General features: G+C 73.9%; 18 protein-coding genes and 1 pseudogene. 12 read left to right on the top strand and 7 right to left on the bottom strand.

Features of this window, described 5'->3' with window-relative positions; genetic code table 11:
- The first annotated feature begins 1 nt into the window (after position 1).
- Both ACJ9NR_RS05520 and ACJ9NR_RS05525 read left to right on the top strand, forming a co-directional pair.
- Entirely contained in the window at positions 2-1,216 is a 1,215-nt protein-coding gene (locus ACJ9NR_RS05520; RefSeq protein WP_412489454.1) for a cytochrome P450, read from the top strand.
- Between the two features lie 7 nt (positions 1,217-1,223).
- Positions 1,224-1,745: a cupin domain-containing protein gene (locus tag ACJ9NR_RS05525; protein ID WP_412489453.1), complete on the top strand. Its 522-nt coding sequence runs from the start codon at positions 1,224-1,226 to the stop codon at positions 1,743-1,745.
- A gap of 326 nt (positions 1,746-2,071) precedes the next feature.
- On the opposite strand, the gene ACJ9NR_RS05530 is transcribed toward ACJ9NR_RS05525, so the two are convergent.
- Positions 2,072-4,636: an FtsX-like permease family protein gene (locus ACJ9NR_RS05530; RefSeq protein WP_412489452.1), complete on the bottom strand. Its 2,565-nt coding sequence runs from the start codon at positions 4,634-4,636 to the stop codon at positions 2,072-2,074.
- A complete protein-coding gene (locus ACJ9NR_RS05535) occupies positions 4,636-5,376 on the bottom strand; it encodes an ABC transporter ATP-binding protein (RefSeq protein ID WP_412489451.1) in 741 nt (246 codons plus the stop codon). The genes ACJ9NR_RS05530 and ACJ9NR_RS05535 overlap by 1 nt, the downstream gene beginning before the upstream one ends.
- Before the next feature lie 217 nt (positions 5,377-5,593).
- Here ACJ9NR_RS05535 and ACJ9NR_RS05540 point away from each other — a divergent pair, with 217 nt between their 5' ends.
- Both ACJ9NR_RS05540 and ACJ9NR_RS05545 read left to right on the top strand, forming a co-directional pair.
- Positions 5,594-6,889: a sensor histidine kinase gene (locus ACJ9NR_RS05540; RefSeq protein ID WP_412489450.1), complete on the top strand. Its 1,296-nt coding sequence runs from the start codon at positions 5,594-5,596 to the stop codon at positions 6,887-6,889.
- Positions 6,858-7,529, top strand: coding sequence for a response regulator (locus tag ACJ9NR_RS05545; RefSeq protein WP_412489449.1), 672 nt, complete (start codon positions 6,858-6,860; stop codon positions 7,527-7,529). Before ACJ9NR_RS05540 ends, ACJ9NR_RS05545 begins: the two co-directional genes overlap by 32 nt.
- Positions 7,530-7,538: 9 nt before the next feature.
- On the opposite strand, the gene ACJ9NR_RS05550 is transcribed toward ACJ9NR_RS05545, so the two are convergent.
- The gene (locus ACJ9NR_RS05550) at positions 7,539-8,765 is read right to left on the bottom strand and encodes an acyl-CoA dehydrogenase family protein (RefSeq protein ID WP_412489448.1); all 1,227 of its coding nucleotides are present in this window, start codon (positions 8,763-8,765) and stop codon (positions 7,539-7,541) included.
- Between the two features lie 170 nt (positions 8,766-8,935).
- On the opposite strand from ACJ9NR_RS05550, the gene ACJ9NR_RS05555 reads away from it, so the two are divergent.
- Complete coding sequence (locus ACJ9NR_RS05555; RefSeq protein WP_412489447.1) at positions 8,936-9,577, top strand: TetR/AcrR family transcriptional regulator; 642 nt, start codon at positions 8,936-8,938, stop codon at positions 9,575-9,577.
- An 8-nt stretch (positions 9,578-9,585) separates the two neighbouring features.
- Here ACJ9NR_RS05555 and def read toward each other — a convergent pair.
- A pseudogene (gene def / locus ACJ9NR_RS05560) lies at positions 9,586-10,119 on the bottom strand (peptide deformylase); the annotation flags it as partial.
- 111 nt (positions 10,120-10,230) lie between these two features.
- On the opposite strand from def, the gene ACJ9NR_RS05565 reads away from it, so the two are divergent.
- The 7 genes from ACJ9NR_RS05565 (at position 10,231) to ACJ9NR_RS05595 (ending at position 18,393) form a co-directional block, all read left to right on the top strand.
- Positions 10,231-11,469 (top strand): Mur ligase family protein, encoded by a 1,239-nt coding sequence (locus ACJ9NR_RS05565; protein WP_412489446.1) that lies wholly within the window; start codon positions 10,231-10,233, stop codon positions 11,467-11,469.
- 17 nt (positions 11,470-11,486) lie between these two features.
- A complete protein-coding gene (locus tag ACJ9NR_RS05570; RefSeq protein WP_412489445.1) occupies positions 11,487-12,215 on the top strand; it encodes a type 1 glutamine amidotransferase in 729 nt (242 codons plus the stop codon).
- Between the two features lie 204 nt (positions 12,216-12,419).
- Positions 12,420-13,445, top strand: a complete 1,026-nt coding sequence (locus ACJ9NR_RS05575; RefSeq protein WP_412489444.1) for a 6-phosphofructokinase — start codon at positions 12,420-12,422, stop codon at positions 13,443-13,445.
- Positions 13,446-13,564: 119 nt separating this feature from the next.
- Positions 13,565-14,515 (top strand): cytochrome c oxidase assembly protein, encoded by a 951-nt coding sequence (locus tag ACJ9NR_RS05580; RefSeq protein ID WP_412489443.1) that lies wholly within the window; start codon positions 13,565-13,567, stop codon positions 14,513-14,515.
- Between the two features lie 85 nt (positions 14,516-14,600).
- Positions 14,601-16,337, top strand: coding sequence for a DUF6777 domain-containing protein (locus ACJ9NR_RS05585; protein ID WP_412512766.1), 1,737 nt, complete (start codon positions 14,601-14,603; stop codon positions 16,335-16,337).
- A gap of 27 nt (positions 16,338-16,364) precedes the next feature.
- Complete coding sequence (locus tag ACJ9NR_RS05590) at positions 16,365-18,206, top strand: serine/threonine-protein kinase (protein ID WP_412489442.1); 1,842 nt, start codon at positions 16,365-16,367, stop codon at positions 18,204-18,206.
- A gap of 13 nt (positions 18,207-18,219) precedes the next feature.
- A complete protein-coding gene (locus ACJ9NR_RS05595; protein WP_412489441.1) occupies positions 18,220-18,393 on the top strand; it encodes a hypothetical protein in 174 nt (57 codons plus the stop codon).
- A 3-nt stretch (positions 18,394-18,396) separates the two neighbouring features.
- Here ACJ9NR_RS05595 and ACJ9NR_RS05600 read toward each other — a convergent pair whose 3' ends face one another.
- Genes ACJ9NR_RS05600 through ACJ9NR_RS05610 form a run of 3 tightly spaced genes read right to left on the bottom strand, consistent with a single transcriptional unit; the run spans position 18,397 to position 21,719 of the window.
- A complete protein-coding gene (locus ACJ9NR_RS05600) occupies positions 18,397-19,635 on the bottom strand; it encodes a sensor histidine kinase (protein WP_412489440.1) in 1,239 nt (412 codons plus the stop codon).
- Positions 19,632-21,344, bottom strand: coding sequence for a sodium/solute symporter (locus tag ACJ9NR_RS05605; RefSeq protein ID WP_412489439.1), 1,713 nt, complete (start codon positions 21,342-21,344; stop codon positions 19,632-19,634). Before ACJ9NR_RS05605 ends, ACJ9NR_RS05600 begins: the two co-directional genes overlap by 4 nt.
- A 12-nt stretch (positions 21,345-21,356) precedes the next feature.
- Positions 21,357-21,719: a hypothetical protein gene (locus ACJ9NR_RS05610; protein WP_412489438.1), complete on the bottom strand. Its 363-nt coding sequence runs from the start codon at positions 21,717-21,719 to the stop codon at positions 21,357-21,359.
- Between the last annotated feature and the right edge of the window lies 1 nt (position 21,720).

Genomic DNA, 21,720 nt, shown 5'->3' on the forward strand with positions numbered 1-21,720 from the left:
CATGACCGAGGAGACCCTCACCGGGACCCCGCCCCCCGTCCGGGACTGGCCGGCCCTCGACCTGACCGGCCTGGACTTCGACCCGGTGCTGACCGAGCTGATGGCACAGGGCCCCGTCACCCGCATCCGGCTGCCCAACGGCGAGGGATGGGCCTGGCTGGTCACACGTCTGGACGACGTGCGTACGGTGACCAACGACCCGCGCTTCAGCCGTGCGGCGGTCATGGACCGTCCGGTCACCCGGCTGGCCCCGCACTTCATCCCCGAGCGGGGCGCGGTCGGCTTCCTCGACCCGCCGGACCACACGCGGCTGCGCCGCTCGGTGGCCGCCGCCTTCACGGCGAAGGGTGTGGAGCGCGTCCGCGAGCGGTCCCGGCACCTGCTCGGTGAGCTGGTGGACGAGCTCCTGCAGGACGGCCCGCCCGCCGACCTCACCTCGGCGGTCCTCGGTCCGTTCCCCATCGCGGTGATCTGCGAGCTGATGGGCGTTCCGGCCGCCGACCGGCACCGCATGCACACCTGGACCCAGCTGATCCTGTCCTCCTCGCAGGGGGCGCAGGTCAGCGAGAGGGCCAAGCACGAGATGGGCGCCTACTTCGCCGGACTCATCGGCCGGCGGGAGGGTTCCACGGACGAGGACGTCACCGCACTGCTCGGTGCGGCGGTGGGCCGCGGCGAGATCACCTCGCAGGAGGCCGTCGGTCTCGCCGTGCTCCTGCAGATCGGCGGCGAGGCGGTCACCAACAACAGCGGCCAGATGTTCTATCTCCTGCTGACCCGCCCGGAGCTGGCCGAACGGCTGCGCGCCGAGCCGGAGATCCGCCCGCGGGCCATCGACGAGATGCTGCGCCACATCCCGCACCGCAACGCCGTCGGTCTGTCCCGCATCGCGACGCAGGACGTGGACATCAAGGGCGTACGGATCCGGGCGGGAGACCCGGTCTACGTCTCCTACCTGGCCGCGAACCGGGATCCGGACGTCTTCCCCGACCCGGAGTCGATCGACTTCGACCGCAGTCCGAACCCGCATGTGTCCTTCGGCTTCGGCCCGCACTTCTGCCCCGGCAACATGCTGGCGAGGATGGAGTCGGAGCTGCTGGTCGACGCGCTGCTGGACCGGGTGCCGGGCCTGCGGCTGGCGGTGCCGCCGGAGCGGGTGCCCTTCAAGAAGGGCGCGTTGATCCGCGGCCCCGAAGCCCTGCCGGTCACCTGGTGAGGCCCCGGTGAGCGCGACGGAGGGCCTGCTGGTGCCACCGGGCCACGGGAGGGTCGTGCAGACCCCCGCCCAGCGCGTGACGTTCAAGGTCACCGGCACCCACTCACGCACCGCCTCCACGTTCGAGGTGGAGGTCCCGCCCGGCTTCGACGTCGGCGCCCATGTGCACACCCGCAGCGAGGAGTTGTTCTACGTCCTCGACGGCGAGCTGGACGTCCTCGCCTTCGAGCCCCGCGTCCGGACCCCCGACAACTGGCGGACCTGGGAGTCGGGTTCGGGCAGCCGGGTGGTGCGCGCGACCCCGGGCACGGTCGTCGTGGTACCGCCCGGCTGCCCGCACGCGTTCGCCAATCCGACGGACAGGCCGGCGAGGATGTTCTTCCAGGCGTCCCCGCCCCCGGACCACGAGCGCTACTTCGAGGAGCTCCTGGAGATCCTCGGCGACGGCGGCCCGCCGGACCACGCGGCGATCGAGGAGCTCCGGGCGCGCTACGACATCGAGCAGCTGACTCCGCTGCGGCACCGGTGAGTCCGGCGCCGGACGGCCCGGACCGGCGCCCCCGCGACGGCAGCCGGGCGGCACCACCATGCGGTGCCGCCCGGCTGTCCGGGCGCGTCGGGCGACCCGGCACCCCGCCCGCGCCGCCCGCGTCCGCGGGACTCCCACCCCGGGTCACGGGGCCGCGGGCCCACCCCGGGTCACGGGGCCGCGGGCCCACCCCGGGTCACGGGGCCGCGGGCCCACCCCGGGTCACGGGGCCGCGGGCCCACCCCGGGTCACGGGGCCGCGGGCGCCCTGCGGGCGCCGTAGGGCGCCGTAGGGCGCCGGGCACCGGCTCCCGGGCGGTGCGGTGTTCACTCCCCGGCGCCGATCGCCTCGACCGGTCGGATCCGCAGCAGCACCCGGGTCGGCACCATCGTGCCCGCGACGGCCAGGGCCGCGGTGGCGCCCGCGATCGCCAGGTAGCCGGCGCCCGGCACGGCCGGCCACGGTGATCCGCCCAGGCCGACGGCGACCAGGACCAGCGGGAAGGCGGACAGCAGGGTGCCGAGTCCCACCCCGGCCAGCACGACGACGGCGCTCTCCCTGCGCATCATGCCGGCGACCTGGCGGCGGGCGGTGCCGGAGAGCCGTAGCAGGGCGAACTCGCGGCGGCGGGCCGCGGTGGCCATCGCGAGGGTGTTGACCACGGTGATCGCGGTGTAGGCGATGACCAGGCCCACGACGAGGTAGTTGACCCAGGCGTCGGCGCGCTGCTTCGCCAGCTGGTCGTCGACGGCGAGGCCGTCCCGCAGCACGGTGCCGGGGTAGGCCGCCGCGAGGCCGGACAGCGCCCGGGTGAGGCCGTGCGCCGAGGGGGCGGAGCGGACGAGGACGGAGTCGTCGGACTTCCGCGTGGTGTGGGCGAGCAGCAGGTCGTGGTCGAGGGTGACGTCCGCGAAGCCGAATCCCCGTGTGTAGACGGCGATCACCCTGCCCTCGAAGGGGGTGCCGTCGCCCAGGTGGAGCCGGGCGGTGTCGCCGACGCCGAGACCGAGCCAGGAGGCCGCGGTGGTACTGATCGCCAGGGTGCGCGGCGACAGCGCCGACAGGTCGCCGTCACGGGTGTGCAGGTCCAGGGCGGAGCCGAGCGCGGCGGGCCGCACGCCCTGCGCGCCGAGCGAGACGGCCTCCTGGCTGCCGAAGACGTCGCCCGCCGCGACGACCTTGGACGTCACCAGTCCGGTGGCCGACCTCACCTGCCCCAGCCTCCGTGCCTTCGCGGCGAGGTCGGGTGAGACGCCGCCCGGCGCGGTGAGCACATGGTCGGCGAGGAGGCCCGCGCGCACCTGGTCGGCGGACTCCCGCAGGGCCGTGGTCTGGGTGAAGACCACCGTCGAGGCGAAGGACACGGCGAGCACCAGCGGCGTGATCGCCCCGGCCAGCCGGCCCACGTTGGCGCGGGTGTTGGCCGCCGCGAGGTAGCCGGTGACCCCGGTCCTGCCGAGCAGGGGCGCCAGGAGCCGCACGGCCGCCCGGGTGAGCAGCGGGCCGAGGACGGCGGTGGCGATCACAAGGATGAGCACGAGGGAGTTGGCGAGCCCGACCAGGGTGAAGAAGTCGGTGCGCCGCGCCAGCCCGGTGCCGAAGGCCCCGGCCGCGAGCGCCAGGAGCACCCAGCCGGTGATCCTGCGTCCCCGGCCCGGTCCGGCGGGTTCCACGGCGGCCTCGCCGAGCGCTTCCGTGGGCCGGATCCGGGTCGCCCGCAGGGCGGAGACCTGCCCGGCGGCCAGGGCCGTCACCACGGTGACCAGGACCGCGGCGAGGAAGGGCAACGGGCTGACGGCGAGCGGGAAGTCGGGCGGCACGACGCCGTGCCCGGCGAACCGGTCGCGCAGCCAGTACACGAGGGCCAGCCCGAGCGGACTGCCCAGCACCCCGGCGACGAGCCCGGTGGCGGCGGCCTCGGCCGCGAGCATGCGCCGGATCTGGCCGGGCGTGGTACCGATCGCGCGCAGCAGGGCGATCTCCCGGCGCCGGTGCCGCACGGACAGCGACGTGGTGGCGCAGAGGACGAAGACGGCGACGAGCAGGACGTTGCCGCCGACGACGGTCGCCAGCAGCACCAGGTCGGAGCCGCCGGAGACGACGTCGAGGAACTCCGCCCGGCCGCGACCCTGGCCCGTGTGCACGGCGAGACGGTCGTCGCCGAGCGCGGAGCGGATCGCCTCGGCGAGCCGTCCGGGCGGGGTGCCGGGGCCGGCCAGGACGCCGAACGCGTCGACGGTGGGCGCGAGCCGGCGCAGGGCCGCGTCCGGCAGGAAGGCCACCGACCGGCGCGGCGCGCGTCCGTCCCCGAGCGAGACGAGTCCCGCGACGGTGTAGGCGCGCGGCACCGACGTGGTCATCAGCCGGACCTCGTCGCCGGGGACCACGCCCGCGCGTCCGGCGAGTTCGGAGTCCAGCACGACCTCCCCGGCCGTGCGGGGCGCGTGGCCCTCGGTGAGGCGGAAGGCGCCGAGGCGCAGGCCGGACCAGTTGTGCGCCTGCAGTGCCGTGCCGTGGCGACCGGGCACGGGCCTGCCGTGGGCGTTCGTCAGGCGTACGGTCCTGGAGTCGTCCTCGATCACCGTGCGGACGCCGTCGACCCGGGCGAGGCGGCCGGCCAGGGAGCTGTGCAGGGGGACGCGTTCGGGCAGCGGCTGGGATGCGTGGAGGGTGGAGCCGTCCAGGTCCTTGAGGGTCAGTTCGACCTCCTGCCGGCCCGTGACGACCGCGTCGGCCGCCGCGTACCGCTCGGCGGCGGAGCCGGCCCGGATGCCCGACTCCAGCAGGACGCCGCAGGCGCCGAGCACGGCGGCGCCCAGCAGCAGGGCGACGAAGGTACCGGCGAATCCGCCCTTGCGGGCCTTGAGGGTGCGCAGTGCGAGGGTCAGCATCACACCGCCCTCCGCAGGCCGGCCATGACCTCGGCGACGCGGCCGGCGCCCGGGTCGGTCAGGCCGTCGACGACGCGTCCGGCGCTGAGGAAGAGCGCCTGGTCGGTGTGGGCGGCGGCCACCGGGTCGTGGGTGACCATCACGACCGTCTGGTGCAGATCGGTGACGGCCTGGCGCAGCAGGACCAGGATGTCCCGGGCGGTCTCCGGGTCGAGCGCCCCGGTGGGCTCGTCGGCGAAGATCACCTCGGGCCGGGTGACCAGGGCCCGGGCGATCGCGACCCGCTGCTGCTGGCCGCCGGAGAGCTGCGCGGGGAGGCGGGTCAGCCGGCCGCCGAGGTCGACGGCGGTGACGATGTGCTCCAGCCAGGTCCCGTCGGGCTGCCGTCCGGCCAGCCGCAGGGGCAGCGTGATGTTCTGCTCGACGGTCAGCGACGGGAGCAGGTTGAAGGCCTGGAAGACGAAGCCGACCCGGGTGCGGCGCAGTTCGGTCAGCCGCCGCTCGCGGAGCGCCGAGAGCTCCTGCTCACCGAGGCGCACCTGGCCCGCCGTGGGGCGGTCGAGTCCGGCCGCGCAGTGCAGGAACGTGCTCTTGCCGGAGCCGGAGGGCCCCATCACCGCCGTGAAGGTGCCGGACTCGATGCCCGCGCTGACCCCGTCCAGGGCCAGGACGGCGTCCGGTCCCTCCCCGTACCGCTTGGTCACGTCCGTGAGCTGGACCGCGTACCGGCTTGCGAGCACTGTGACTCCTCGTGCGACTGTCCGTGAGTGGTACCTCAAGTGCACCGGCGGACAGGGCCCTTGGCCTCGGCCGTGCCGCCGAACCGGCGGCTCGGCCGGTCGGGCGAGGCGGCGGGGCGCCTCCTCCCTGCGGAGGACCCGCCACGGAGGAGACGGGCCGCGGGCTCTCCACCCCAGGGGAGATCACGAACCCGGGAGATCCGTCTACGGTGGGGACATGGACCGGATGGAGTCGCTCGCGGGGCGCCACGTACCCCGGGCCGTCACCGACGCGGCTCTGGCCCTGCTGCTGGCCGCCGGGTGCCTGGCCCTGCCGGTGGCGGTGCCGCCGGGTGGTCCCGAGCTGCGCGCGCCGGACGCCGCCTTCGCCGTCCTCGTCCTGCTGACGACGCTCCCGCTGGCCCTGCACCGGCTCTTTCCGCTGCCCGCACTGCTGGTGGCGGCGGTGTCCGCGGGGGTGCTGCAGCGCCTGCACTACGTGCCCGAGCTGTCCGGGCCCCAGGGGACGTCCATCGGGCCCACGTACGTCGCCGTCGCCACGGCCGTCTTCCTGACCGCCATGCGCTGTACGCCGAGGATCGCCGCGCTGGTCGGGGCGGTGCTCATCCCGGCGTCGGCGGTGACCGAGGCGGTCCTCGCGCCGGCCGGGCACCGGATCACCGCGCTGTTCACCGAGGCGGTGCTCCTGGTCGCCGCCTGGGCGCTGGGCCGGCTCGCCCGCGCCCGCGCGGCCATCCGCGACCAGGCGCTGGAGCGGGCCGCCGCCCTGGAGCGGGAGCAGGCCGCCGACGCGCGGGCCGCGGTGATGGAGGAACGGGCCCGGATCGCCCGCGAACTGCACGACATCGTCGCGCACAACGTCAGCCTGATGGTCGTGCAGACGATCGCCGCGGACCGGGTCCAGGAGCGGGACGCGGGCAAGGCTCACGAACTGCACGGCACCATCGAGGAGACCGGACGGGCCACCGTCACCGAGCTGCGCCGGCTGCTCGACGTGCTGCGCACCGACGAGGAGACGGCGGACGACCCGAGCAAGGAGCCGCCGCAGCCCACCATCGAGGCGCTGCCCGCGCTCGTGGAGTCGGTGCGCGCGGCCGGCCTGGAGGTCGACTACCGCACCACCGGCGCGCCCGCCGAACTGCCCGCCGGGTCACACCTGACCGTCTACCGGGTGGTGCAGGAGGCGCTGACCAACACCCTCAAGCACGCGGGCCGGACCCGGACCGCGCTGCGCGTGGCCTGGGAGCCGGAGCGGGACCGGCTCACCGTGCGGCTGTGCGACGACGGGCCCCGGCCCGACGGCGAGCCGGTACGGCCCCCGGTCGCGGCCCACGGCACCGGGCACGGCCTGGTCGGCATGCGGGAGCGGGTCGGGGCCGTGGGCGGTTCCCTGCACACCGGCACCCGGCCCGGCGGCGGCTACTGCGTGCACGCCGTCATCCCGCTTCCATCCGCACCCCGGCACGAGAGGCACTCCCCGTATGCAGGCCATCCGCGTCCTGCTGGTCGATGACCAGCCGATGATCCGGACGGGGTTCCGGCTCATCCTCGAATCGGAGCCGGACATCGATGTCGTCGGCGAGGCCGCCGACGGCGAGGAGGCCGTCGCGAGCGCCGCGGCGCTGGCGCCGGACATCGTCCTGATGGACATCCGCATGCCCGGCGTGGACGGGGTGGAGGCGACGCGGCGCATCGTGGGGTCCGGCTCGCCCAGCCGGGTGGTGATCCTGACGACCTTCGACCTGGACGCCCATGTGGTGGACGCGCTGCGGGCCGGAGCCAGCGGGTTCCTGGTGAAGGACGGTCCCGCCGACTCCCTGGTGGGCGCGATCCGCACGGTCGCGGAGGGCGACGCCGTGCTCTCGCCGCGCATCACCCACCGGCTGCTCGACCGGTTCGCCCACCTGGCCGCGCCCGAGGAGGCGCCGGTGCCGCGCCGGCTCGACGCCCTCACGGGACGGGAGCTCGACGTACTGCGGGCGCTCGCCCGCGGCCTGTCCAACGCGGAGATCGCGCTCGACCTCGGCGTGGGCGAGACGACGGTCAAGACGCACATCGCCCACATCCTGGACAACTACGGCCTGCGCGACCGGGTCCAGGCCGTCATCCTGGCGTACGACAGCGGCCTGGTGGTCCCGCGCGGGGGCCGCTGACCGGGCGGGTCAGCGAATCGGCATCCCGGCGAGCGTCCGGGCGATCACCAGGCGCTGGATCTCGCTCGTGCCCTCGAAGATGGTGTAGATCGCGCTGTCGCGGTGCATCCGCTCGACCGGGTACTCGCGGGTGTAGCCGTTGCCGCCGAGGATCTGGACGGCCTGCGCGGTGACCTTCTTCGCCGTCTCGCTCGCGAAGAGCTTGGACATCGAGCCCTCGGCCGCGGTGAACGGCCTGCCGTTGACGGCCATCCACGAGGCGCGCCACACCAGCAGCCGGGCCGCGTCGATCTGGGTGCGCATGTCGGCGAGCTGGAAGGCGACGCCCTGGTTGTCGATGATCGGGCGGCCGAACTGCTCGCGGGTCCTGGCGTAGTCGAGGGCGACCTCGTAGGCGGCGCGGGCGGTGCCCACCGCCATCGCGCCGACGGCCGGGCGCGAGGCCTCGAAGGTGGCCATCGCCGCGTTCTTCAGCCGCTCGCCGCCCGCCTTCGCCCGCTCCCGGGCCCGGGCGAGGCGCTCGTCGAGCTTCTCCTTGCCGCCGAGCAGACAGGAGCCGGGCACCCGCACGTCCTCCAGGACGACCTCGGCGGTGTGCGAGGCGCGGATACCGTGCTTCTTGAACTTCTGGCCCTGGGACAGGCCCGGGGTGCCCGGCGGGACGATGAAGGACGCGTGGCCCTTGGAGCCGAGCTCGGGGTCGACGACCGCGACCACGACGTGGACGTTGGCGATGCCGCCGTTGGTGGCCCAGGTCTTGGTGCCGCTCAGCACCCACTCGTCCTTGGCCTCGTCGTAGACGGCGCGGGTGCGCATGGACGCCACGTCGGAGCCGGCGTCGGGCTCGGAGGAGCAGAAGGCGGCGACCTTGACGTCGTCCGGGTCGCCGTACATCTGCGGGATCCAGGTGCCGATCTGCTCCTCGGTCCCGTTGGCGAGGACGCCCACGGCGGCCAGGCCGGTGCCCACGATCGACAGGGCGATGCCCGCGTCGCCCCAGAACAGCTCCTCCATCGCCATCGGGATGCCGAGCCCGGTGGGGTCGAAGTACTGCTGGGCGTAGAAGTCGAGGGAGTAGATGCCCACCTTCGCGGCCTCCTGGATGACAGGCCAGGGAGTCTCCTCACGCTCGTCCCATTCGGCGGCCGCGGGCCGTATGACGTCGGCGGCGAAGCCGTGCAGCCAGTCCCGGACCTCCTTCTGTTCGTCGTTGAGCTCCATGGTGAACTCGGCCATGTCCCCTCCAGCGGCGGCACAATATGTGTTACTAGCGGTAACACTAATGTGTTACCCGCGGGTAGGAAAAGTCAACTCCCGACGACGGTCGGCAGCCAGTTCGATGCAGCGGGCATGTTGAGTGTTAGTTTGCGCAGGCGTCACCGAAACGGCACGGGTGGGGAGAGCTCATGGACACCACGCAGCGGACCGAGCAGCAGCGGTCCGCCGACAGACGTCGGCGTGAACTGCTGGAGGCCGCGGACCGGGTGGTGCTGCGGGACGGGCCGCAGGCCTCGATGAACGCCATCGCCGCCGAGGCCGGGATCACCAAGCCCATCCTGTACCGGCACTTCGGCGACAAGGGCGGACTCTACGCCGCGCTGGCCAAGCGCCACACGGACGCCCTGCTGAATTCGCTGCGGGCCGCCCTGGACGCGCCGGCCGACCGGCGTGACCGGGTCGAGGCGACGCTGGACACCTACCTCGCCGCAATCGAGGCACGCCCGCAGGTCTACCGGTTCCTGATGCATCCGGCGGAGGGCTCCCAGAGCGACCAGGGCTTCGACGTCGGCAAGCACTCGGCCCCGCTGCTGCGCAGGATGGGCGAGGAACTGGCCCAGGTCATCGAGGACCGCCTCGACCTCGGGCCGGGGAGCCAGCAGCTCGCCCGGGTGTGGGGCCACGGGATCGTCGGCATGATGCACGCGGCCGGCGACTGGTGGCTCTACGAACGCCCCTGCTCGCGCGCGGAATTGGTGCGCAGCCTGGCCGACCTGCTGTGGGGCCGGCTGGCCGCGGCGGGCGACAGGGTCGGCGGACCGGGGTTCTGACCCCTGCCGCTCCAGGGGGCCTTCGCCGCCTGGCGCAGCACCCTGCGCCTGCGCCACCCGCCGAGGTGGTCCGTGTACACCCGCCCCTCCAGGTGGTCGCACTCGTGCTGGAGGCAGCGGGCGAAGAACCCCGTGCCGTGCACGGTGACCGCCTCGCCGGTCACCGTCACGCCCTCGACCACCGCGTGGTCGTAGCGCTCCGTCCCCGCCTCCAGGCCCGGCAGGGACAGACAGCCCTCCGGTCCCCGCAGCACCACGCCGTCGGCCGCCACCAGCCGCGGGTTCACCACGTGGCCGAGATGCCGCACGTCATCGTCGTCGGGGCAGTCGAAGACGAACACCCGCAGGGCGCGCCCCACCTGGTTCGCCGCCAGGCCGACTCCCCGCGCCGCGTACATGGTCGCGAACAAATCCTCCACCAGGGACGCCAGTTCGGGTCCGAAGCCGGTGACCTCCGCGCAGGGGGCGTGCAGCCGCGGGTCGCCGTACAGGGTGAGGGGTCTCACGCGCCCGCGGGTGCCCGGGATGGAGCTGTTTCGCATGGCCGCAAGGGTACGGCGATTCGGGAGTGCGAATGGATCTCGATAGGCTGACCACCACCACGTTGCCGTCAGGCAGAAGCGCGGCGCGTACGCAAGGAGGATCGAGAACTGATGTCAGGCAACTCGGACCCGCTCACGCCGCGGGCCAAGCTCGCCGTGACCGCGGGCAAGGCGGTCGCTGCGGCGTCCCGTGCCGCGGGCCGCGGCAGCGGATCGGTGATCGGTGGCCGGGTGGCTCTCAAACTCGACCCCGACCTTCTGGCGCGGCTCGCCCAGAACCTGGACGTCGTCCTGGTCTCGGCGACCAACGGCAAGACGACGACGACCCGGCTGATCGCCGAGGCCCTGGGGGCCGCGGGGCCGGTCGTCTCCAACGCGCTCGGCGCCAACATGCCCGCGGGCATCACCTCGGCCCTGGCCGGCAACTCCGACGCCCGGTACGGCGTGATCGAGGTCGACGAGAAGTACCTCGCCGGCGTCGCCCGCGACACCGACCCCAAGTGCATCGCCCTGCTGAACCTCTCCCGCGACCAGCTCGACCGCGCCGCCGAGACCCGCATGCTCGCGGAGAACTGGCGTGAGGGGCTGGCCGGGTCCAAGGCCGTCGTCGTCGCCAACTGCGACGACCCGCTGGTGGTGTGGGCCGCGTCCTCCTCGCCCAACGTCATCTGGGTCGCCGCCGGGCAGATGTGGAAGGACGACGCCTGGTCCTGCCCGTCCTGCGGCGGCGTGATGCAGCGGCCCGGCGACGACTGGTTCTGCGGCGAGTGCGGCTTCCGCCGGCCGACGCCCAGCTGGGCGCTCTCCGGTGACCACGTCCTGGACCCGCACGGGTCCGCCTGGCCCATCCACCTCCAGCTGCCCGGCCGCGCCAACAAGGCGAACGCCGCCAGCTCCGCCGCCGTCGCCGCCGTCTTCGGCGTGCCGCCGCAGGTCGCCCTGGAGCGCATGTACCAGGTGCAGGCCGTGGCCGGCCGCTACGACGTCGTGCAGTTCCAGCAGCGCGACCTGCGGCTGCTGCTGGCGAAGAACCCGGCGGGCTGGCTCGAAACGTTCAGCCTGATCGACCCGCCGCCGGCCCCGGTGATCCTCTCCGTGAACGCGCGCGGCGCCGACGGCACCGACACCTCCTGGCTGTGGGACGTCGACTACACGCGCCTGACCGGGCACCCGATCTGTGTGATCGGCGACCGGAAGCTGGACCTCGCGGTGCGTCTGGAGGTCGCGAACCAGCAGTTCCAGGTCTGCGAGGACCTCGACCGGGCGGTCCAGGCGAGCCCGCCGGGCCGGATCGAGGTCATCGCCAACTACACCGCGTTCCAGGACCTGCGCCGCCGCGTCGGCAACTGACACCTCAGGGGACACAAGTGAGCGACAACAGCCTGCGGGTCGTCTGGGTCTACCCCGACCTGCTCAGCACCTACGGCGACCAGGGCAACGTCCTGGTCGTGGAGCGCCGGGCCCGGCAGCGGGGCCTCGACGTGGCCCGGCTGGACGTGCGCAGCGACCAGCCGATCCCGACCTCCGGGGACATCTATCTCATCGGCGGCGGCGAGGACCGTCCGCAGCGGCTCGCGGCCGAGCGGCTGCGCCGCGACGGCGGCCTGAACCGCGCCGCCGAGAACGGCGCGATCCTGTTCTCGGTCTGCGCCGGCTACCAGATCCTCGGCCACGAGTTCATCAACGACCTCGGGCAGCGCGAGCCCGGCCTCGGCCTGCTCGACGTGGTCTCGGTACGCGGCGAGGGACAGCGCTGCGTCGGCGACGTGCTCGGCGACATCGACGCCCGGCTCGGCCTGCCGCCGCTGACCGGCTTCGAGAACCACCAGGGCGTCACCCACCTCGGCCCCACCGCCCGCCCGCTCGCGCAGGTGCGCCTCGGCAACGGCAACGGCACGGGCGACGGCACGGAGGGCGCGTACAACGACACGGTCTTCGGCACGTACATGCACGGGCCCGTGCTGGCCAGGAACCCGCAGATCGCGGACCTGCTGCTGAAGCTCGCGCTGGACGTGAACGCGCTGCCGCCGACCGACGACCGCTGGTACGAGGCGCTGCGCAACGAGCGCATCGCCTCCGCGCAGCAGCCGGCGTAGTCACCCCCGGGCCGGCGGGCCGTCCCGCAACGGTCCGCCGGCCCGGCGGCGAGCCCGTCTGACGGCACGTCCGCACAGGTGAGCGCGGTCGTCCAGCAGTCGGACGTACAGTGCGGCCCCGCCCCCCTCTGCCGTTAGGGTGGCGGGGTTCGAGCCGGACAGCGTGGTCCGGTCCCGACCACGTTGGAGAAGGTTTTCCGGGCTATGCGCATTGGTGTCCTCACGTCCGGCGGCGACTGCCCCGGCCTGAACGCCGTCATCCGGTCCGTCGTGCACCGCGCCGTGGCCGACCACGGCGACGAGGTCATCGGCTTCCGGGACGGCTGGAAGGGCCTCCTGGAGTGCGACTACCTCAAGCTCGACCTCGACGCGGTGGGCGGCATCCTGGCCCGCGGCGGCACCATCCTCGGCTCTTCCCGGGTCCAGCCCTCGCACCTGCGCGACGGGGTGGAGCGGGCCAAGGGCCATGTCGAGGAGCTCGGGCTCGACGCGATCATCCCCATCGGCGGCGAGGGCACGCTCAAGGCGGCCCGGCTGATGTACGACAGCGGACTGCCGATCGTCGGCGTCCCCAAGACCATCGACAACGACATCGCGGTCACCGACGTCACCTTCGGCTTCGACACGGCGGTCGGCGTGGCGACCGAGGCCCTGGACCGGCTGAAGACCACCGCAGAGTCCCACCAGCGGGTCCTGGTCGTGGAGGTCATGGGCCGCCACACCGGCTGGATCGCGCTGCACTCCGGCATGGCGGCCGGCGCCCACGCCATCGTCGTCCCCGAACGGCCCTTCGACATCGAGGAGCTGGCCCGCAAGGTGGGCCGGCGCTTCGAGGCGGGCAAGCGGTTCGCCATCGTCGTGGCGGCGGAGGGGGCCAAGCCGAAGGCCGGCTCCATGGAGTTCGACGAGGGCGGCAGGGACATCTACGGCCACGAGCGCTTCGCCGGGATCGCCCGCCAGCTGTCCATCGAACTGGAGCAGCGGCTGGGGAAGGAGGCGCGGCCGGTCATCCTGGGGCACGTCCAGCGCGGCGGCACCCCCACCGCGTACGACCGGGTACTGGCCACGCGGTTCGGGTGGCACGCGGTGGAGGCCGTGCACCGCGAGGAGTTCGGCAGGATGACCGCGCTGCGGGGGACGGACATCGTGATGGTGCCGCTGGCCGAGGCGGTTCAGACGCTGAAGACGGTACCGGTGGAGCGGTACGACGAGGCGGAGTGCGTGCTCTGATCCTCGCCGTGGGGTCCCGTGGGGTGTTGTGCCGCCCCCGGTCGTGAGCGCGACCGGGGGCGGTCTTACTCTGGGTCCGGACACAAAGCGCCCAACCCCCACGAATCAGGAGCCGGCCGATGGACCACAGCGGGCACGGCATGACCATGGACCTGCCGCCGTTCACGCTGGGACGGGGGTTGGAGTGGTCCCCGGACCCGTTCTTCCTCGTCGCCTGCCTGGCGGGACTGGCGCTGTACGGGTGGGGGGTCGTGCGGCTGCGGCGGCGCGGTGACGCGTGGCCGGTGGGACGGACGGTGTCGTACGTCATCGGCGTGCTGACCGTCGGCCTCGTGATGTGCACCGGCCTCAACGACTACGGCATGGTCATGTTCAGCGCGCACATGGTGCAGCACATGATCATCAGCATGCTGTCGCCGATCCTGATCCTGCTCGGTGCCCCGGTCACGCTGGCCCTGCGCGCGCTGCCCACCGCCGGCAGGGGCCGCAAAGGGCCGCGCGAAGTGCTGCTGATGCTGCTGCACAGCCGGTACCTGCAGATCATCACGCACCCCGCGTTCACCATCCCGCTGTTCATCGCCAGCCTGTACGGGCTGTACTTCACGCCGCTGTTCGACGTCCTGATGGGGTCGAGGACCGGGCACGTCGCGATGATGGTGCACTTCCTCGCCGTGGGCATCGTGTTCTTCTGGCCGATCATCGGCGTGGACCCCGGTCCGCACCGGCCCGGCTATCTGATGCGGATGCTGGAGCTGTTCGCGGGCATGCCGTTCCACGCCTTCTTCGGTATCGCGCTGATGATGGGCTCGACGCCGATGGTCGGGACGTTCAAGAACCCGCCCGCCTCCCTCGGCATCGACGCGCTCTCCGACCAGACCGCGGCCGGTGGCATCGCCTGGGCGTTCAGCGAGGTCCCGTCCGTACTGGTGCTGATCGCCCTGCTGTTCCAGTGGTACGGCTCCGAGCAGCGCCAGGCCCGGCGCGACGACCGGGCGGCCGACCGCGACGGCGACAAGGAACTCCAGGCGTACAACGCCTATTTGGCCTCATTGAACGCACACGGCCAGTGAAGGCTTCGCCTTTCGGCGGCGTTCAGTAGCATGAAGCGCATCGGGGGAACCGCCGGGGGGAGCGGTGATGACATTTCGCGCATTTATGCAAGGGGCCGGGAAATCGGCGATTCACAGGATCGCCGTCCTGCTCGTATTCGCACTGGTGCTCAGTGGGTGTGACCGGGGCGCACCGCTGCTCCTCGTGAAGGCGGTGGCCGCGGGGGTTCCCTCGCTCGCGCCGTTCTTCGACGAGAAGAGCGGTCTGGGCCACGACGCCGAGGGGGCCGGGCCGCAACCCGTCCGGGGCAGCCTGCAGCAAGGGGACACGCCCGGTCTCTACGGGGGCACGAGGCGGGCGACGATCTGCGACGTCAAGCGGCTCGAGGCGTACCTCACGGACCCCGCCAACCGCCGGAAGGCGCAGGCGTGGGCGGGCGCGCTGGACATCGCCGCGGCCGGGATCCCGGAATATCTGGACCGGCTCACTCCTGTTCTCCTGCGTCACGACACGCTGGTCGTGAACCACGACTACAAGAAGGGAAAAGCCACCCCCTTCACCTCCTTGCTCCAGTCCGGAATCGCCGTTCTCGTCGACGAACGGGGAATTCCGGCGGTGAAGTGCTCCTGCGGAAATCCGTTGCGGCCCTTCGCGGGTGACACGCACCGGATTTCGGTCAGGTTCTCGGGCGGCAACAAGAAGTGGCGCGGATATGAGCGTTCCTCCGTCGTCGCGGTGCGGCCCGCGCCGCGGAGGATGGAGCGACTGGCTCTGGTCGACGTCCACGATCCCGGCCGGGGCATCGACCGGCCGGTCGGCACGGCGGGCGCGCGGGACGGGACCTTCGACGCGAGCGGGCGGCGGGCGGTGCCCGACCTCGTGGGGAGCACGTTCGCGGACGCCGGCCGGCGGCTCACCGCCGAGGGGCTGGCGCCCGGGTACGCCGGGAAGGACCGGCCACCCGACGACGCCCGGGTCACGGCGTCCGACCCACCGCCCGGAACGGCGCTGGGCTTCGGGGCGTACGTGACGCTGAGCGTGACCGGGAGTGTGTCGGGGGGCACGCCTGGGGATGCGCCGGGGGGCCGGCCCGGAGGCAGCACGGGAGGCCCGTCCGCGGGGACGCCAGGGGGCTCGCCCAACGGCACCGAAGGAGGCCCGTCCGCAGGTGCCTCGAAAGGCACGTCCGGGGGCAGCACGGGAAGCCCGTCCGGCAAGGCGCCGGGGAGCCCGTCCGGACAGACGCCCGGCAGCCCGTCCGCGGGAAAGCCAGAGGGCTCGCCCAACGGCACCCCAGGAGGCCCGTCCGCAGGTGCCTCGAAAGGCACGTCCGGGGGCAGCACGGGAAGCCCGTCCGGCAAGGCGCCGGGGAGCCCGTCCGGACAGACGCCCGGCAGCCCGTCCGCGGGAAAGCCAGGGGGCTCGTCCGAAGGCGGCTCGGGAGGCTCGTCCGCAGGTGCTTCGGGAAGTCCGTCCAAGGGGGCACCCGGGAAGCCGTCCACCCCGGTCTCGGCCAGTCCGTCCGGGAGGACCACGGGGAGCCCGTCCGCCGGGGCCTCCGGCCGGTCGGCCGCTCCCCCGTCGTCCTCGGTCCCGGAGCCGTCCACGGCGCCGCCGGCGTCGTCCTCCTCCCGCCCGGCGGGCGGCGGGCCCGGGGCGTCGTCCTCCGCGGCGGTGTCCGGCGCACCGCACGGGTCACCGCCGCCGGTCACGGCCGGCCCGGCACCGTCCGGCGCCCCGGTCACCGGCAGTCCGCCGCCGCCACCCGGCACCCGTGTGACGAGCGGCGCGCCGTCGCGCGGTGGCCGGGTCACCACGAGCGCCCCCGCCGCGATCGCCTAGCGCCCCGTACACCCCGGGAGTCACCGGATGCATCCAGGATCACCGACGTCGGGAGTGGGCCGGGTCATCGCCGGCCGCTATCTGCTGCTGCAGCGGCTGGGCAGCGGCGGGATGGGCCATGTCTGGCTCGCCCACGACCAGGAGCTCGCCTGCGAGGTCGCGCTGAAGGAGATCGTCTTCCGGGACGCGGACCCGGGCGGCGAGGAGCGCGAGGCCCGGGTCGCCCGCGCCCGCGCGGAGGCCCGGCACGCCGCGGGGCTGCGCGGCCATCCGCACGTGGTCACGGTGCACGACGTGCTGGAGCACGACGGGCTGCCGTGGATCGTGATGGAGTACGTCGCGGGCGCCGTCGACCTCAAGGAACTGGTCTCCACGCGGGGCCCGCTGGCTCCCGCGGAGTGCGCCCGCCTCGGCCTCGCCGTGCTCGACGCGCTGACCGCCGGGCACGACCGGGGCGTGCTGCACCGGGACGTGAAGCCCGCGAACATCCTGCTGGCGCCGGACCGCTCGGGGGCGCCGTACGGCCGTGTGCTGCTCACCGACTACGGCATCTCGGTGCGGCCGGACGCCGGTGAGACCCGGTACACGATGGCGTCCGTGCTGGTGGGCACGTCCGGCTATCTGGCGCCGGAGCGCGCCACGGGCGGGTCGCCCACCCCGGCCGCCGACCTGTTCTCGCTGGGCTGCACGCTGTACTACGGCGTGGAGGGCCGGGGCCCCTTCGAGCGCTCGTCCAACCTCGCCGAGGTCACCGCGGTGGTCATGGAGGAGCCGCGCCCGGCCGTGCGCGCGGGCGCGCTGGGTCCCGTACTGCGGGGGCTGCTCGCCAAGGACCCGGGCCTGCGGCTGTCCGCGTCCGGGGCGGAGGCGGCGCTGTCGCGGATCGTGACACCGCAGGACGGCTCCTACGCCCGTACGCAGACCGACCTCGGCTCGCAGCCGCCGTGGGCCGCGGCGACGTCCGGCCCCGCTCCGTCCGGGCCCGTCCCGGACGGCTTCGCGCCGCCCGCCGTACCGGCACCGCCCCCCTCGCACCGCCGCCGTGAAGTGCCCCGCGCCCTGCGCGCCGTCCTCGCCGTCTGTCTCGGCCTGGTGCTCGCCCTGGGCGGAGTCTGGTACGCCACGGCGCACCAGCGGTCGGGGGGAGCCGGTGGGAAGGCGTTGCCGTACGGCACCGCGGTCGGGCTCGCCGAGCCGCTCAGGGACGGGGACTGCGTGCTCGCGGACTGGCCGGACGCGGCCCGTTTCCGGGGCACGCCCCGGCTGCGCCGGGTCGCCTCCTGCGCGGACGGGCCGCCGGACGGGCAGGTGATGGCCTTCGTGACGGCCGCGTCGGCGGAGGAGGCGCGCAGGCAGGGGCCGGCGCGGTGCGAGGAGCGGACGCGGGAGGTCCAGGACCGGCTGGCGGACGTGCGCAGCCTCGCCGTCGTGCCGAGCGAAGGCGGTTTCGAGTCCGCGGGCGGGCGCACCGCCTGTCTGCTGCTGGGCGCGCACGGGCCGGTGTACGGGCCGCTCGGCGCGCACCGCGGGGCCGGCTCCGCCTTCACCGACACGGCGAACATGCAGCGCCGGGACTGCCTGCGCACCCGCACCGACCGGGACGCCCGCCTGGTGCCCTGCTCCGGCCCGCACGACGAGCAGGTGCTCGGCTTCACGCGGCTGGGCGGCGGCGTCACGCTCGCCCGGGCCCGCACGGCGTCGGACGCGGCGTGCGCCAGGGACGTGCCGCCGCGCGACTACGGTTTCGACCCCTCGCTGTACACGTCGGGCTCCTGGACCAGCGCGGGAGCGTGGAAGTCGGGCACTCATTTCGTCGTGTGCACCGTCCGGAGGCAGAACGGGGGCACCATGGAGGGGAACGCATCCTGAGGAGGGGGTCGCGATGCCCGGTTCCACGGACAGTTCCACGAAGACGATGGGGGCGATCACCGTCGGCGGGCTCGTCGTGGTGACCGCCTACACAGTGGCGCTCGGCTCCAACGGCTGGCTGTGGTTCGGCTGGGTCGTGCTGGGCCTGCTCACCCTCGGGATGGTCGCCACCCGCAGCAGCGCGTGAGGCTCACTCCCCGGAGAGCTCCACGGGAAGGTCCCGGGCGACCCGCCCCGCGGGGTGCACGCCGGGCTGGTACTTCGGCAGCCGGGCGGTGATCTTCATACCGGCTCCCACGGCGGTCTCGATGACGAGCCCGTGGTCGTCGCCGTAGACCTGGCGGAGCCGGTCGTCGACGTTGGACAGTCCGATGCCGCCCGAGGGGCTGACCTCGCCCGCCAGGATGCGGCGCAGCAGGCCGGGGTCCATGCCGGCGCCGTCGTCCTCGATGACGACCAGGGCCTCGGCGCCCGCGTCCTGCGCGGTGATGCTGATACGGCTCTTGCCCGCGGGCGGCGAGGTGCGCTCCAGGCCGTGTTTGACGGCGTTCTCGACGAGCGGCTGCAGGCACAGGAAGGGCAGGGTCACCGGCAGCACCTCGGGGGCGATCTGCAGGGTGACGGACAGGCGGTCGCCGAAGCGTGCCCGGACCAGCGACAGGTAGTGGTCGATGGCGTGCAGTTCGTCGGCGAGGGTGGTGAAGTCGCCGTGCCTGCGGAACGAGTAGCGGGTGAAGTCGGCGAACTCCAGCAGGAGTTCGCGGGCGCGCTCGGGGTCGGTGCGCACGAACGAGGCGATGACGGCGAGCGAGTTGAAGATGAAGTGCGGGGAGATCTGGGCGCGCAGGGCCTTGATCTCGGCCTCGATCAGCCGGGTGCGGGACTGGTCCAGGTCCGCCAGTTCCAGCTGCACGGAGACCCAGCGGGCGACCTCCCCGGCGGCCCGGACGAGCACGGCCGACTCGCGGGGCGCGCAGGCGACGAGGGCGCCGTGCACGCTGTCGTCGACGGTGAGCGGGGCGACCACCGCCCAGCGCACCGGGCAGTCCGGGGTGTCGCAGGTGAGCCGGAAGGCCTCGCCGCGACCGGTGTCCAGCGGCCCGGCGAGGCGTTCCATGATCTCGGTGCGGTGGTGGCCGCCGACGCCGTCCCAGACCAGGACCTCCTTCTGGTCGGTGAGGCACAGCGCGTCCGTGCCGAGCAGGGTGCGCAGCCTGCGGGCGGACTTGCGCGCGGTCTCCTCCGTCAGGCCCGCCCGCAACGGCGGCGCGGCGAGGGACGCGGTGTGCAGGGTCGCGAAGGTGGCGTGCTCGACGGGTGTGCCCAGACCGCCGAGGCTCTCCGGGCGGGCCGTGCGCCGGCCGAGCCAGAACCCCGCGGCCAGCAGCGGCAGGACGGCCACGCACAGCCCGGCCAGGAACCCGCTCATGCCTTCACCTCCGCCCGCAGCTGCTCCGGCAGATGGAACCGCGCCAGGATCGCCTCCGTCCCGGCCGGCACCCGCCCCGGCGTGGCCAGGGACACCAGCACCATCGTCAGGAAGCCCAGTGGCACCGACCACAGGGCGGGCCAGGCGAGCAGGGTGTGCAGCGGCCCGGCGGCCGGCAGGTCCGCCATGGTGGCGGCGACCGCCACGAACGCCGAGCCGCCGCCGATCAGCATCCCGGCGCCCGCGCCCGGCGGGGTCAGCCTGCGCCACCAGATGCCGAGGACGAGCAGCGGGCAGAAGGACGAGGCGGACACCGCGAAGGCGAGACCGACCGCGTCGGCGACCGGCAGCCCGCCCACCAGGACGCTGGCGGCGAGCGGCACGGCCATGGAGAGCACCGTCCCGAGCCTGAAGTGCCGTACGCCGCGCGTCGGCAGCACGTCCTGGGTGAGCACGCCCGCGACGGCCAGGGTCAGCCCGGAGGCCGTGGACAGGAACGCGGCGAAGGCCCCGCCCGCCACCAGCGCGCCGAGCAGGTCGCCGCCGACACCGCCGATCATCCGGCCGGGCAGCAGCAGCACGGCGGCGTCCGCGTCGCCGGTGAGGGTGAGTTCGGGGGTGTAGAGCCGGCCGAGGGCGCCGTACACGGGCGGCAGCAGGTAGAAGGCGCCGATCAGGCCGAGTACGGCCACCGTGGTGCGGCGGGCGGCGACGCCGTGCGGGCTGGTGTAGAAGCGGACGACGACGTGCGGCAGGCCCATCGTGCCGAGGAAGGTGGCGAGGATCAGCCCGTAGGTGGCGTACAGCGGGCGCCGCTCGCGGCCCGACTCCAGCGGGGTGGACATCCCTCCGCCGGTGCCGCGGTCCGCCGCCGGGACGGGGGCGCCCCGGGCGAAGGTCAGCCGGGTGCCGGCCGCGAGGTGGTGGCGGCCGGCGGAGAGGCGCACCCGCTCGCCGTCATGGGTCCGGCCGTCGATCGTGCCGCTCGCCGTCACGGTCAGCGGGCCGCGCAGGGTCAGGTCGACGCTGTCGCCGACGCGGACCACACGCTGCTCGCGGAAGGCCGCCGGCTCCTGGAAGGGGTGGCGGGGCGCGCCGTCGCCCTGCCAGGCGAGGACGAGGAAGAGGGCGGGCACGAGCAACGCGGTGAGCTTGAGCCAGTACTGGAAGGCCTGCACGAAGGTGATGCTGCGCATGCCGCCGGCGGCGACGGTCGCGACCACCACGAAGGCCACGATGATCCCGCCGAGCGACTGGGGCGCGCCGGTGAGCACCGTCAGGGTCAGCCCCGCGCCCTGGAGCTGGGGCAGCAGGTACAGCCAGCCGGCGCCCACGACGAACGCCCCCGCCAGCCGCCGCACCGGCGCGGAGGCGAGCCGGGCCTCGGCGAAGTCGGGCAGCGTGTAGGCGCCGGAGCGGCGCAGCGGGGCGGCGACGAACAGCAGCAGGACCAGGTAGCCGGCGGTGTAGCCGACCGGGTACCAGAGCATGTCGGGGCCCTGGATCAGCACCAGGCCCGCGATGCCCAGGAAGGAGGCGGCGGAGAGGTACTCGCCGCTGATGGCGGCCGCGTTGAGGCGGGGGCCGACGGTGCGGGAGGCGACGTAGAAGTCGGAGGTGGTGCGGGAGACGCGCAGGCCGAACGCGCCGACGAGCACCGTGGCCACGACGACGAGGGCGACGGCGGTGACGGCGTAACCGGAGTTCATCGGGCCCCCGCTTCACCGGTCTTCGACGAGGCGCACGAAGTCCCGTTCGTTGCGCTCGGCGCGCCGTACGTACCACAGGCCGAGCAGGACCAGCGGGGCGTAGAGGCAGAAGCCGAGGACGGCCCACTGCAGGCGGCGGGCGTCCGGCATGGCGGCGAACACCAGCGGCAGCGGGCCGATCAGCAGCACGAGGAAGGCGAACACGGCGAGCGCGGCGCGCAGCTGGGTGCGCATGAGGGAGCGGACGTAGGTGTGGCCGAGGGTGGTCTGCTCGTCGATCTCGGTGCGCGGGCGGTAGTAGCCGAAGGCCCGTCGGTTGCGGCGGGGCGGGCCGGTGACGACGACGCGCCGCTCGGCGGGGTCCTGGCCGGGCACG

Source organism: Streptomyces sediminimaris, from assembly GCF_047049295.1.
Lineage (GTDB): Bacteria > Actinomycetota > Actinomycetes > Streptomycetales > Streptomycetaceae > Streptomyces > Streptomyces sediminimaris.

Coding starts and splice junctions, on each gene's coding strand:
- ACJ9NR_RS05545 (WP_412489449.1), top strand. CDS start 6,858: ATGCAGGCCATCCGCGTCCTGCTGGTCGATGACCAGCCGATGATCCGG.
- ACJ9NR_RS05575 (WP_412489444.1), top strand. CDS start 12,420: ATGCGCATTGGTGTCCTCACGTCCGGCGGCGACTGCCCCGGCCTGAAC.
- ACJ9NR_RS05555 (WP_412489447.1), top strand. CDS start 8,936: ATGGACACCACGCAGCGGACCGAGCAGCAGCGGTCCGCCGACAGACGT.
- ACJ9NR_RS05590 (WP_412489442.1), top strand. CDS start 16,365: ATGCATCCAGGATCACCGACGTCGGGAGTGGGCCGGGTCATCGCCGGC.
- ACJ9NR_RS05540 (WP_412489450.1), top strand. CDS start 5,594: ATGGACCGGATGGAGTCGCTCGCGGGGCGCCACGTACCCCGGGCCGTC.
- ACJ9NR_RS05585 (WP_412512766.1), top strand. CDS start 14,601: ATGCAAGGGGCCGGGAAATCGGCGATTCACAGGATCGCCGTCCTGCTC.
- ACJ9NR_RS05520 (WP_412489454.1), top strand. CDS start 2: ATGACCGAGGAGACCCTCACCGGGACCCCGCCCCCCGTCCGGGACTGG.
- ACJ9NR_RS05565 (WP_412489446.1), top strand. CDS start 10,231: ATGTCAGGCAACTCGGACCCGCTCACGCCGCGGGCCAAGCTCGCCGTG.
- ACJ9NR_RS05580 (WP_412489443.1), top strand. CDS start 13,565: ATGGACCACAGCGGGCACGGCATGACCATGGACCTGCCGCCGTTCACG.
- ACJ9NR_RS05600 (WP_412489440.1), bottom strand. CDS start 19,635: ATGAGCGGGTTCCTGGCCGGGCTGTGCGTGGCCGTCCTGCCGCTGCTG.
- ACJ9NR_RS05530 (WP_412489452.1), bottom strand. CDS start 4,636: ATGCTGACCCTCGCACTGCGCACCCTCAAGGCCCGCAAGGGCGGATTC.
- ACJ9NR_RS05595 (WP_412489441.1), top strand. CDS start 18,220: ATGCCCGGTTCCACGGACAGTTCCACGAAGACGATGGGGGCGATCACC.
- ACJ9NR_RS05550 (WP_412489448.1), bottom strand. CDS start 8,765: ATGGCCGAGTTCACCATGGAGCTCAACGACGAACAGAAGGAGGTCCGG.
- ACJ9NR_RS05605 (WP_412489439.1), bottom strand. CDS start 21,344: ATGAACTCCGGTTACGCCGTCACCGCCGTCGCCCTCGTCGTCGTGGCC.